The organism is Streptococcus sp. 5346 (genome assembly GCF_013277455.1).
In the GTDB taxonomy this organism is placed as follows: domain Bacteria; phylum Bacillota; class Bacilli; order Lactobacillales; family Streptococcaceae; genus Streptococcus.
Map to the genome: position 1 here is coordinate 1 of NZ_VMMY01000007.1, position 12,308 is coordinate 12,308.

The 12,308-nt window shown below is 40.1% G+C and carries 13 protein-coding genes and 1 pseudogene; 3 read left to right on the forward strand and 11 right to left on the reverse strand.

Annotated elements, in window-relative coordinates; translation table 11 throughout:
* The 3 genes and pseudogenes from HT732_RS04705 to HT732_RS04715 all read left to right on the forward strand — a co-directional run.
* Positions 1-468 (forward strand): annotated as a pseudogene (locus HT732_RS04705) (hypothetical protein); the annotation flags it as partial.
* A gap of 295 nt (positions 469-763) precedes the next feature.
* The gene (locus HT732_RS04710) at positions 764-2,482 is read left to right on the forward strand and encodes a phospho-sugar mutase (protein ID WP_173254138.1); all 1,719 of its coding nucleotides are present in this window, start codon (positions 764-766) and stop codon (positions 2,480-2,482) included.
* Positions 2,483-2,594: 112 nt separating this feature from the next.
* Positions 2,595-2,942, forward strand: a complete 348-nt coding sequence (locus HT732_RS04715) for a thioredoxin (RefSeq protein WP_000434635.1) — start codon at positions 2,595-2,597, stop codon at positions 2,940-2,942.
* A gap of 37 nt (positions 2,943-2,979) precedes the next feature.
* Here the strand turns inward: HT732_RS04715 and HT732_RS04720 are convergent, their stop codons facing one another.
* From HT732_RS04720 to HT732_RS04770, 11 genes are all read right to left on the reverse strand, one after another.
* On the reverse strand, positions 2,980-3,753 hold the full coding sequence (locus HT732_RS04720) for an ion channel (protein WP_173254264.1): 774 nt from the start codon (positions 3,751-3,753) through the stop codon (positions 2,980-2,982).
* Between the two features lie 46 nt (positions 3,754-3,799).
* Positions 3,800-4,054, reverse strand: coding sequence for a type II toxin-antitoxin system RelE/ParE family toxin (locus HT732_RS04725; protein WP_173254139.1), 255 nt, complete (start codon positions 4,052-4,054; stop codon positions 3,800-3,802).
* A 1-nt stretch (position 4,055) separates the two neighbouring features.
* Positions 4,056-4,298: a DUF6290 family protein gene (locus HT732_RS04730; RefSeq protein WP_173254140.1), complete on the reverse strand. Its 243-nt coding sequence runs from the start codon at positions 4,296-4,298 to the stop codon at positions 4,056-4,058.
* Between the two features lie 90 nt (positions 4,299-4,388).
* On the reverse strand, positions 4,389-5,198 hold the full coding sequence (locus tag HT732_RS04735) for an MBL fold metallo-hydrolase (protein WP_000004961.1): 810 nt from the start codon (positions 5,196-5,198) through the stop codon (positions 4,389-4,391).
* A 1-nt stretch (position 5,199) separates the two neighbouring features.
* Positions 5,200-6,549 (reverse strand): cell wall metabolism sensor histidine kinase VicK, encoded by a 1,350-nt coding sequence (vicK, locus tag HT732_RS04740; protein ID WP_173254141.1) that lies wholly within the window; start codon positions 6,547-6,549, stop codon positions 5,200-5,202.
* Positions 6,542-7,246, reverse strand: a complete 705-nt coding sequence (yycF, locus tag HT732_RS04745; RefSeq protein ID WP_055386907.1) for a response regulator YycF — start codon at positions 7,244-7,246, stop codon at positions 6,542-6,544. The genes vicK and yycF overlap by 8 nt, the downstream gene beginning before the upstream one ends.
* A 55-nt stretch (positions 7,247-7,301) precedes the next feature.
* A complete protein-coding gene (gene mutY, locus HT732_RS04750) occupies positions 7,302-8,477 on the reverse strand; it encodes an A/G-specific adenine glycosylase (RefSeq protein ID WP_173254142.1) in 1,176 nt (391 codons plus the stop codon).
* Positions 8,478-8,559: 82 nt separating this feature from the next.
* The gene (pta, locus tag HT732_RS04755) at positions 8,560-9,534 is read right to left on the reverse strand and encodes a phosphate acetyltransferase (protein ID WP_000451579.1); all 975 of its coding nucleotides are present in this window, start codon (positions 9,532-9,534) and stop codon (positions 8,560-8,562) included.
* 43 nt (positions 9,535-9,577) lie between these two features.
* Positions 9,578-10,474 carry an RluA family pseudouridine synthase gene (locus tag HT732_RS04760; protein ID WP_173254143.1) on the reverse strand — a complete coding sequence of 299 codons (897 nt, stop codon included), beginning with the start codon at positions 10,472-10,474 and terminating at the stop codon, positions 9,578-9,580.
* Positions 10,471-11,289: an NAD kinase gene (locus HT732_RS04765; protein WP_173254144.1), complete on the reverse strand. Its 819-nt coding sequence runs from the start codon at positions 11,287-11,289 to the stop codon at positions 10,471-10,473. Before HT732_RS04765 ends, HT732_RS04760 begins: the two co-directional genes overlap by 4 nt.
* The gene (locus HT732_RS04770; protein ID WP_173254145.1) at positions 11,273-11,944 is read right to left on the reverse strand and encodes a GTP pyrophosphokinase family protein; all 672 of its coding nucleotides are present in this window, start codon (positions 11,942-11,944) and stop codon (positions 11,273-11,275) included. Before HT732_RS04770 ends, HT732_RS04765 begins: the two co-directional genes overlap by 17 nt.
* Positions 11,945-12,308 lie beyond the last annotated feature (364 nt).

Genomic DNA, 12,308 nt, shown 5'->3' on the forward strand with positions numbered 1-12,308 from the left:
AAGATGGCATACATGGAATTAAAAAAATATAGAGAAACTAGCAAAGATAGTATTCGCAAGCCATGGTTGGAGTTTTTTGGGAATAAACCCTTTACTCAACAACCCGAGCGAGCCATCAGCCAAGCAGACCAACTGCTGGACTATAAGAGCTGGTCCGAGGAGGATAGGAAAATGTTTAGTCAACTACGTATGCGCGAAGAACAAGCCTTGTTAGCACAGGACTATGCCTTGGAACAAGCTGAGGAAAAGGGCTTAGAACGTGGTCGTGCAGAAGGTATTGAACAGGGTTTAGAGCGTGGTCTTGAACGTGGTCGCGCAGAGGGGATTGAACAAGGCCTTGAACGTGGAAAACTCTTTGCTTTCCTAGATATGGTCAGCCAAGGTCTGCTGACTTCTGAGATTGCCAGTCAGCAATTAGGTATGTCAGTATCTGAGTTTGAAGCCTTGCTGGAAGATTATCACCAATAACGGTCAAGAAAACCATCTAGTCAAGATGGCATTCTTAGAACTAAACGTCTAGTCACAGATTAAAGATGCTGGGTAAAAGTCTTCTCATAATAAAACGTTTGGTATCAATGTTTTATTATGAGAAGACTTACTTTTTTACTGAGATTGAATTTTTCCTAGCCTCAACATCATATAAACCCCAAATTCAATCTGACCTGGTTTGAAGAGATTTTCGAAGCAGATAAGGTTTTACTAAAACTAAAAAAAATGATATAATCAAACTGATTAAATGTTTTAAAAATAAAGGAGAATTTCAATGTCTTACCAAGAAAATTACCAAAAATGGGTTGATTTTGCGGATCTTCCTGACTACCTTCGTCAAGATTTGGAAAATATGGACGAAAAAACTAAGGAAGATGCCTTCTATACAAATCTTGAATTTGGTACTGCAGGTATGCGTGGCCTGATTGGTGCTGGTACAAACCGCATCAACATCTACGTTGTTCGTCAAGCTACTGAAGGATTGGCTCGTTTGATTGAGTCTAAAGGTGGAAACGAAAAAGAACGCGGTGTAGCAATTGCCTACGATAGCCGTCACTTCTCACCTGAGTTTGCCTTTGAATCTGCGGCAGTTCTTGCTAAACACGGCATCAAATCTTACGTATTTGAAAGCCTTCGTCCAACTCCAGAATTATCATTTGCAGTTCGTCACCTCAACTGTTTCGCGGGTATCATGGTCACAGCCAGTCACAACCCTGCACCATTTAACGGTTACAAGGTTTACGGTGAAGACGGTGGACAAATGCCTCCACACGACGCAGACGCTTTGACTACATATATCCGTGCAATCGAAAACCCATTTGCAGTTGAAGTTGCTGATGTGGAAGCTGAAAAAGCTTCTGGCTTAATTGAAGTTATCGGCGAAGCTGTTGACGTAGAATACCTTAAAGAGGTTAAGGACGTAAACATCAACCCAGCCTTGATTGAAGAATTTGGTAAAGATATGAAGATTGTCTACACACCACTTCATGGTACTGGTGAAATGTTGGCTCGTCGTGCTCTTGCCCAAGCAGGATTTGACTCTGTTCAAGTTGTTGAAGCGCAAGCAACTGCTGATCCTGACTTCTCAACTGTAAAATCTCCAAACCCAGAAAGCCAAGCAGCCTTTGCGCTTGCTGAAGAACTTGGCCGTCAAGTTGGTGCAGATGTTCTTGTAGCAACTGACCCAGACGCTGACCGTGTTGGTGTTGAAGTTCTTCAAAAAGATGGTAGCTACCTCAACCTTTCAGGTAACCAAATCGGTGCTATCATGGCAAAATACATCTTGGAAGCCCACAAAAACGCTGGAACTCTTCCTGAAAATGCAGCCCTATGTAAATCTATCGTATCAACTGACTTGGTAACAAAGATTGCTGAAAGCTACGGCGCAACTATGTTCAACGTTTTGACAGGTTTCAAATTTATCGCTGAAAAAATCCAAGAATTCGAAGAAAAACACAACCACACTTACATGATGGGATTTGAAGAAAGCTTCGGTTACTTGATTAAACCATTCGTACGTGATAAAGATGCTATCCAAGCCGTTCTAGTCGTTGCTGAACTTGCTGCCTACTACCGTTCACGTGGTTTGACCCTTGCTGACGGTATCGAAGAAATCTACAAAGAGTACGGCTACTACGCAGAAAAAACTATCTCTGTTACCCTTTCAGGTGTCGATGGTGCTGAACAAATCAAAGCGATTATGGCTAAATTCCGTAACAATGCTCCAAAAGAATGGAATGCAACAGCTATCACTGTCGTAGAAGACTTCAAGGCACAAACTGCTACTGCTGCTGACGGTACCGTTACAAACTTAACAACTCCTCCAAGTGATGTGTTGAAATACACACTTGCTGACGGTTCATGGATTGCTGTTCGTCCTTCAGGTACAGAACCAAAAATCAAGTTCTACATTGCAGTTGTAGGGGAAACCAACGAAGAATCACAAGCTAAGATTGCTAACATCGAAGCGGAAATCAATGCTTTTGTAAAATAAGGCCCTATTAAAAGATGAGACAAATCAATCTCATCTTTTTTTCGTATCAAATCTAAGCAATTTTAGAAACTTTATGGCATACTAGACATATCAATGAAAGCGAGGTAATCTCATGGAACAATTTTTAGATAATATCAAAGACCTTGAAGTCACTACAGTTGCGCGTGCGCAAGAAGCTCTTGATAAAAAAGAAACTGCAACCTTCTTTATCGGTCGCAAAACTTGCCCTTACTGCCGTAAATTTGCAGGTACTTTAGCAGGTGTCGTAGCTGAAACCAAAGCTCACATCTACTTCATCAATAGTGAAGAACCAAGCCAACTCAATGAGTTGCAAGCATTCCGCTCACGCTACGGAATTCCAACTGTACCAGGCTTCGTTCACATTGCAGATGGACAAATCAATGTCCGTTGCGACTCTTCAATGTCAGCACAAGAAATCAAGGATTTCGCAGGATTGTAAAAAAGCCACTCATCGAGTGGTTTTTAAATGGTCAAAATTACCTTTTTTCAAGCAAATCTTTTATCATTTGATGTAGTTCTTCTATCTTTTCAGATTGCTTCTCTAGTAATATTCTCTGACTAGATAATTCATCTTGAAGTTTATCAAGTTTTATCTGTTCATCTGGATTATCTTTTACAAAAAAGTTCGTCAAAGCACTTGTTAACATCCCTATTGTTCCAATACCGACAAGCATCAGTAAAACTGCTAGCCATTTCCCAAAAAGGGAAACTGGAACAATGTCACCATAACCAACAGTGGTTACTGTCACAAGAGCCCACCAAAGACTATCTGAGAAGGATTTTTCTTCAACTACAGATAAAATTGAACTTCCTACTAGCACGATAAAGATATTAACATATAAGATATAAATCAAGCCATTTGTCCGTAAGAATCTACTAATTTTTCTTTCTAATTTACCTGTAAGTCCAATTATTCTAAGTAAACGAGTCAGTTTCAGTAATTTTGTTAGTTTAACTAAACGAAAGATACGCCCTAATCGAAAAACTGTAAAAATAGCATTTAAAGGGAGAATAGCCAATAAATCAAAAATATTTTCAAGAATAAAGCGCCATTTTCTTTTAGTAATAAAAAAGCGCCAACTATAATCAATTACAAAAACACCCCAGATTACTAAATCAATAATACTATAAGGCGGATTATCCAAATCAATCATCTCAGAAAATCCAAGTAATACCAGAATAACAGAGATTAAAGCAAGTAAAATAATCGTTGTGTCATAATAATCCTTAAATAACCATTTTCTTTTCAAATTTTTACTATCCTTACTTTCTATACTGTTATTACTCAGCTTTAATTCAATAGATATCTCTCCGATGACCAACTTCTAGAGTAGCAACGACTAATTCATCATCTACAATTTGTACGATAACTCGATAATTACCAATTCTATAGCGCCATTGACCAACGCGATTACCAACCAAAGCCTTTCCATGTTGTCTTGGGTCTTTCAAAACATTGGTTTGTAAATAGTTTGTAATTAGCTTCTGCGTATAACGGTCCAATTTTTTCAATTGCTTGATGAAACGTCTTGTTGGAACTAATTTATACAAATTATTCATCCTCCAAGCCTAAATCATGCATCATTTCTTCCCAAGTAATGGGGTCAACTCCTTTTTCCAAGTCGTCTAAATACTCTTGATAGGCTAAATCTGCCACACGAGCATCGTATTCGTCTTCTAGAGCTTCAAGAGTTTTGGTGCGGATAAGTTCCGACAGAGAAACTCCTTCAAACTTAGCCATTGCTTTCATAAATGTTTTATCAGCTTCAGAAACTTTTAATGTAATAGTAGTCATCTTTTGCACTCCCTTTTTTAATGGTAACACCATTGTATTACTTTTTAGGTGTTCAGTCAATATAAAAAGAACACCTTCTCAGCGTTCTTTCTATATGTCTGTCAATGGTGTTGCGGTATCTGGTGAGGTATCATAAACCTTAAAGTCTACTCCAACTCCCAGATCAGCTTGTGCTAGCTGATTGACCATGGTCATGTGAGCTAGCTCCTTGATATTGTTTTCCTTAGACAAATGTCCAAGGTAGATCTTCTTAGTGCGATTTCCTAGGGTCCGAATCATAGCTTCAGCACCGTCCTCGTTAGAAAGGTGACCCAGATCCGATAGGATTCGTTGTTTGAGTCGCCAAGCGTAAGATCCTGCTCGCAAAATCTCTACATCATGGTTGGACTCGATAAGATAGCCATCTGCATTTTCGACAATTCCTGCCATACGGTCACTGACATAACCTGTATCTGTCAAAAGGACAAAACTTTTATCATCTTTCATAAAGCGATAGAACTGCGGTGCAACTGCATCATGGCTTACACCAAAACTCTCGATGTCGATATCTCCAAAGGTTTTGGTTTTACCCATTTCAAAAATATGCTTTTGCGACGAATCCACCTTGCCAAGATACTTGCTGTTTTCCATAGCCTGCCAGGTCTTTTCATTGGCATACAAATCCATACCATACTTGCGAGCTAACACACCCACTCCATGGATATGGTCTGAATGCTCATGCGTAATCAAGATGGCATCCAGGTCTTCTGGTTTGCGGTTAATTTCAGCAAGTAGGCTAGTAATCTTTTTACCAGACAGCCCTGCATCCACTAAAAGCTTCTTTTTTGGGGTTTCCAGATAAAAGGAATTTCCACTGGAACCCGACGCTAAAATACTGTATTTAAAGCCTGTTTCACTCATTCTAGTCTTCTACTTCGTCCTCCCATACTTCTTCTTTCACTGCATCCTTATCATAAGGAAGAACAATGGTAAAGGTTGATCCCTTACCGTATTCACTCTTGGCCCAAATAAAGCCCTTATGTTGTTTGATAATTTCTTTGGCAATAGACAGTCCTAGACCTGTACCACCTTGGGAACGACTTCTAGCACGATCCACACGATAGAAACGGTCAAAAATACGTGGTAAATCCTGCTTGGGAATCCCCAATCCCTGGTCTGAGATGGATAAAATCATCTGATCATCAGTCGTCTTCATGGTCACTGTGATTTTCCCACCATCTGGCGAATACTTGATGGCATTGTTGAGAATATTATCAATCACCTGTGTCATCTTATCTGTATCTATCTCTATCCAGACTGAGGTAATGGGGTAATCTCTCACCAGTTCGTATTTCTTCTCTTCATCCTGCCCTCTTATCTGATCAAAACGGTTGAGGATAAAGGTTATAAAGGCAGTAAAATTAATCAATTCCACATCCAGATGACTGGTTGCATTATCAATTCGAGAAAGATGAAGAAGGTCTGTTACCATCCGCATCATACGGTTGGTTTCGTCTAGAGACACCTTGATAAAGTCTGGTGCAACAGGTTCTGACAATGCTCCCTCATCCAAGGCTTCAAGATAGGATTTTACACTAGTCAGAGGCGTCCGTAACTCATGACTAACGTTGGAAACAAAGAGTCTACGCTCGCGTTCTTCCTTCTCCTGCTCCGTCGTATCATGCAAAACAGCAACCAGACCAGAAATAAAGCCTGACTCACGACGCACCAAGGCAAATCGTACACGAAGGCTCAGATACTCACCATTGGCATCCTGAGAATCAATCATAAGCTCAGGAACTTGGGTAATCAAATCACGAAGTTCATATTCATCTTCAATCTTTAGCAATTCTAGAATACTTTTATTGATAACCTCTTCTTTCTGAACGCCTAGCTGTTTCTTAGCCATATCATTAATCATGGTAATCTTACCACGACGATTGGTCGCAAGAACTCCGTCCGTCATGTATGAGAGGATACTATGCAATCGTTTACTCTCTTGTTCCAGATTTTCTTGAGTCAAGCGAATTACTTCTGATAAATCATTGAGATTATTGGTAATATTAGTGATTTCAGAGCTTCCCTGCATGTCCAATACCTGAGAATAATCTCCTGCAATCAGGTCCTTTACCTTTTGATTGATTTGCTTCAACCGAATGTTATCTCTACGATTTTCTAGTAAAAGCAAGGTCACCACTAAAATAAAACCAAGTAGAATGAGGATAAAGATAAAATCACTGGTAAAAATGGTTTGTTTCAGTAAATCAAGCATTATTTCTCATGTAATACCCTACACCACGGCGCGTCAAGATATACTCTGGTCGGCTGGGTGTATCTTCAATCTTCTCACGCAGACGTCGGACAGTCACATCAACCGTACGGACATCACCAAAATAGTCATAACCCCAGACAGTCTCAAGCAAGTGTTCGCGCGTGATGACTTGACCTGTATGCGATGCCAAATGATACAAAAGCTCAAACTCACGGTGGGTTAAGTCTAGTTCTTCGCCATATTTTTTAGCCACGTAGGCATCTGGAACAATTTCTAAATCCCCAATTTGGATAGGCTGAGGTTTGCTATCTGCTTCCTGCCCATCTACTGGCATAGGTTGAGAACGACGCAGCAAAGCTTTAACACGCGCCTGCAACTCACGATTGGAGAAAGGTTTGGTCACATAGTCATCTGCTCCAAGCTCTAAACCGATAACCTTATCAAATTCACTGTCTTTAGCAGAAAGCATGATAATAGGTACACTGCTGGTCTTGCGAATGGTCTTAGCAACTTCTAAACCATCAATTTCCGGAAGCATCAAATCCAGAATAATAATATCTGGCTGCTCTGCTTCATATTGCTCTAGCGCTTCACGACCATTAAAAGCAGTTACAACCTCGTAACCTTCCTTGGTCATATTAAACTTGATAATATCCGAGATTGGTTTCTCATCATCTACAATTAGTATTTTTTTCATTTGTTCACCTTTTTCTCTACTATTATACCAAAAAAATAGCAAGAAGACACAATAGCTAGTCTTTGCTACTGTCTAAGTTGGCTTTTGCATAAGCCTGCCAGATTTTTTGTTGGGGTTTGGCAAGTGGGACATCCTTGAACTCTTCTGGTGAAAGCCAGCGAACTTCTCTATCTGAAAAATCATGAAAGTCACTCACCTGACCTGCTACAATCTGTACATGCCACTTTCGATGGCTAAAGACATGCTTGATAGTCTCAAAATAAGTATCAAACCAATCAACATCTAGATCATAGTCCTGCTGGAAACTCTCTTCTGGACTTGGGCCAAAGTTCACGCTTTCTTCTGCAACCTGATGAAAGAGGTCAAACTGCTCTTCTTGCGAAAAGTTATCAACTTCTATCAAGGGGAAATGCCAAAAACCTGCCAAGAGCTTTTCACTTTCATTTTTTTCAAGCAAAAATTGTCCTTGAGAATTTTTCACAACTAAGGCTTTAAGATAAATGGGAATTGGCTTTTTCTTTGGAGCCTTAATTGGATAACGGTCCATGCTTCCATTCTGATATGCCGCACTAAAATCCTTCACTGGACTCTCTTCTGGCCTAGGATTTACAGGAGCCTCAATATCAGATCCTAAATCCATCAAAGCTTGATTAAAGTCACCAGGCCTTTCTGGGTCAATCAAGATTTCCATCATTGCCTGAAAAATTTTACGATTACTTGGAATCCCAATATCGTGGTTGACTTCAAATAGACGGGCCAAAACTCGCATGACATTACCATCTACAGCTGGCTCAGGCAAGTTAAAAGCAATACTGGAAATGGCTCCTGCAGTGTAAGGACCAATCCCTTTCAAGCTGGAAATTCCTTCATAGGTATTTGGAAATTGGCCACCAAAGTCAGTCATAATCTGCTGGGCTGCAGCCTGCATATTACGAACTCGAGAATAATAACCCAAACCTTCCCAAGCCTTCAACAAACGCTCTTCAGGGGCAGTTGCCAAACTTTCCACTGTTGGAAACCAGTCCAAGAATCGTTCGTAGTAAGGAATAACTGTATCCACCCTGGTCTGCTGAAGCATGATTTCAGATACCCAGATATGATAAGGATTTTTACTTCTCCTCCAAGGTAAATCTCTTTTGTTTTCATCATACCAAGCGAGAAGTTTCTGACGAAAAGAAATGATCTTCTCCTCCGGCCACATGACGATACCGTATTCTTTCAAATCTAACATATCTCTAGTATAACACAGAAGATTCTAACTGTCCTTTTCCTAGTATTAAAAAGCCTCTTCCCAAAGGAAAGAGGACTAAATCTTATTGATGAACAGCTTGGGCTGCTGTGATAAGGGTTAACTTATAAACATCATCTGCATTACATCCACGAGAAAGGTCGTTAACTGGCTTGTTCAAACCTTGCAAAACAGGACCTACTGCCGCAAAGCCACCAAGACGTTCAGCCATCTTGTATCCGATATTTCCTGCCTCGATACCTGGGAAGATGAAGACATTTGCTTGACCAGCTACCGTACTTCCAGGAGCTTTCAAAGCTGCAGTTTCAGGAACAAAGGCTGCATCAAATTGCAACTCACCATCGATTTCAAGGTCAGGGCGCAAGTCGTGAGCAATTTTAGTTGCTTCAACGACCTTATCAACGCTTTCACCAAAACCTGAACCTTTAGTAGAATAGCTTAGCATAGCAATTTTAGGCTCGATTCCAAACATCTTAGCTGTGATTGCTGAGTTGATGGCAATTTCAGCCAAAGCTTCTGCATCTGGATTGATGTTGATAGCACAGTCTCCAAATAGGTAACGTTCAGAGCCACGAACCATGAGGAAGGCACCTGAAGTACGAGTTACATTTGGACGAGTTTTGATGATTTGAAGGGCTGGACGAACTGTTGAAGCAGTTGAATGAATCGCACCTGACACCATTCCATCAACCAAGCCCAAGTAAACCAACATAACACCAAAGTAGTTTACATCTTCAACCAAAACCTTGCGTGCATCTTCTTCAGACATTTTGCCCTTGCGACGCTCCACTAGGGCAGCAACCATTTCTTCAAATTGAGGATAATGTTGAGGGTCAATAACTTCATAACCATCCATGATCCCTTCAATTTCAAGATAAATTTTAATTTTTTCAGGATTTCCAAGCAAAACAGGAATCACTTCTGTTTCTTTTACCAAGCGTTTTGTTGCTTGAAGAATACGTGGCTCTTCCCCTTCAGGGAGAACGATACGAGCATTTTTACCAACTAGGTTGGCTTTGAGACTTTCAAAAACTTCCATGAGTTTTCTCCTTTAAAATAATAATTATACTCTGAATCAGTTTTTATAGAGTATTAGTTGATAACTGGGTAATAAGGTTACTGAAATCATCCGGCAAGGGACTTTCTAACTGCAAGTCTTGCTCTAAAAATGGATGATAAAAGGATAGGTAATGGCAATGAAGGGCCTGACGTTGGATGCCGTCATCCAAGCTACCACCATACAAATCATCTCCCAACAAAGGAAAACCAATATGAGAAAAATGGACTCGTATTTGGTGGGTTCGACCAGTATGCAGACGAATATCTACCAAATGAATATTCCCATAGGAAGCGACAATCTTGTAAGAAGTATGGGCATACTTTCCACCTTTTGCCACTCGTCTGGTAATAATAGAGTCTTCATCACGCGCAATCGGAGCAATAATTTCCCCCTCTGACTCCAAGTGACCATCACCTTTAACCAAAGCAAAGTAGCGTTTTTCAATGGACTTCTTCTGCAACTGCTTGTCTAATCGTGCATGGGCATAGCCGTGCTTGGCAAAGAGCATCAAGCCAGAAGTATCTCTATCAAGCCTGGTTACAATGTGAACCTGCTGATTTTCGTAATTTTGCTTGACGTAGTAACCCTTGATAAAATTGGCAATGGTATTGGAGTGATTAACACTAGGAATAGAAGCCACTCCATAGGGTTTGTTTAAAACTAGAAAATGATCATCCTCATAGAAAATATCCAGTGGGCACTCGATAGCTTCTAGAGTTTCAAATCCTTCCTCAGCGGGAATATCAATAGTAACGCGGTCCCCAATATCCAATAGATAGGTTGCATTTTGCGGTTGGTCATTGACCAGAATAGCCCCGCCTCGAAACTTAATCTTGGCCAAAAGTCCCTTAGAAACCTCGTGCTTTTTCAAAAAGGTCTTAACCTTGACATGCTCATCTGCGATAAATTCAAACCTCATTCGTTCACCTCGCCGATAAAGGCATCCTTAACACGGTTCCAGAAGCTGGTATGGCTAGGAGTCGCGACAAAGTGAATCTTATGATGATCAATTTGATACTCGATTCGCTCGATACTACGGAAAGAATAAACGCTATTGTCAACCGAAATAGTATGGTAATCGTTTCTCGTTGGAATGAGTTCAATCTTATCCTTCTTAGGCACAATAATGGAAGAGCCCAGCGTTCGATAGACACGATTATTGAGGCTGGCAATTTCCGTTAATTGCAAAGCTTCAATGGTAGGGTGTAAAACAGCACCGCCAAGAGACTTGTTATAAGCCGTACTACCAGTCGGTGTCGAAACTGTTAGCCCGTCTCCACGAAAACGTTCAAAGGGAACACCATTGATTACAATATCCGCTACCATGGTTCGATCCGATCTTCGGATGCTGGCTTCATTGAGGGCACGAAAAATCTTGACCTCTCCATTTCCAAGAAAAACCTTCACATTTAGAACAGGGTAAGAAACCCTTGCTCCGGTATCTAGCTGCAAATTGGTCATCAACTTATCCAACTCAAAATCACGATAATCGGTATAAAAGCCCAGGTGTCCTGTATGAAGACCGATAAAGCGTACCTTATCAAGTTGGTCTTCGTACTTATGAAAGGCCGACAAGAGCATGCCATCTCCACCAATGGAAATGACAATGTCTGGACTGCTATCATTGAGTATAAACTGATTTCTCTTCAAACGATCTCGCAATTCATACAAAACCTTTTGACTCTGCGGTTTTCTATTGGCTATCAGATCAATTCGTTTACCTGTATTCTTCATCTGTATCGTCACTGTTTCCTACACCGTCATTTAATTTTCTACTCAAGGGATCAAAAAGTGCCTGGGCTTCTTGGATATCATCACGAATTTTACCCATTTCTTCATCCAACTGATGGGCGATTCTAGCTGTAATTTCCAGTCGCTTCTTAATCTCCTCTGGGAAATCCCCTTGGTACTTGTAGTTGAGAGAATGTTCTATCGTTGCCCAAAAATTCATGGCCAAAGTACGAATTTGAATTTCTGCCAAAATAGTCTTAGCTCCATTGATGGTATCAACCATATATTCTACTACCACATGATAGGAACGGTAGCCTGAAGCCTTTCGATGAGTAATGTAATCTCGCTCCTGTATGATACGCATATCCTGACGCTTACGCAAAATTTCCACTACTTCCTTAACGTCATCTACAAACTGAACCATCACACGTAAGCCAGCAATATCCTGCAAATCGTGTTCCAAGGTCGCATAAGTAATGCCACGACGGGCCATTTTTTCTTTGATGCTCTCAATTGGCTTGACCCGACCCGTCACAAACTCAATCGGAGAATGCTTATTTTGCTTACGATATTGCTTCCGAATACCACGAAGTTTAATCTTTAACTCACCAACAGCTTGAATGTAAGGATCTAGAAATTCTTCCCATTCTAAGGTCATATATTCTCCCTTGTTCTCATATTATCCTTCAAAAATATCTTTGATTTTTTCTCCAGATTCATATACAATAAATACAATGCTTATTATACCATAAATGAAAAGCGTTTACAAATAGTTATCATCGCTTTTCAATAGTTGAGTTTTTACTTATTTTCCATTAAAATCATTTTCATTAGTTGCTATCATTTTTTTAAATCGTATTCATCATCGTATTCATTTTCATACTCATATTTGCCCGTATAGTTGAGAAGGTTTTAATTTAATTCTAATAGTTTACAAAAGGATCAGTGAGTAATGTCACTGTTTTTATTTTTAACAAAACAAAAAAACCGCAAGCCTGAGCCTGCGGTAAAAGAACAATTTA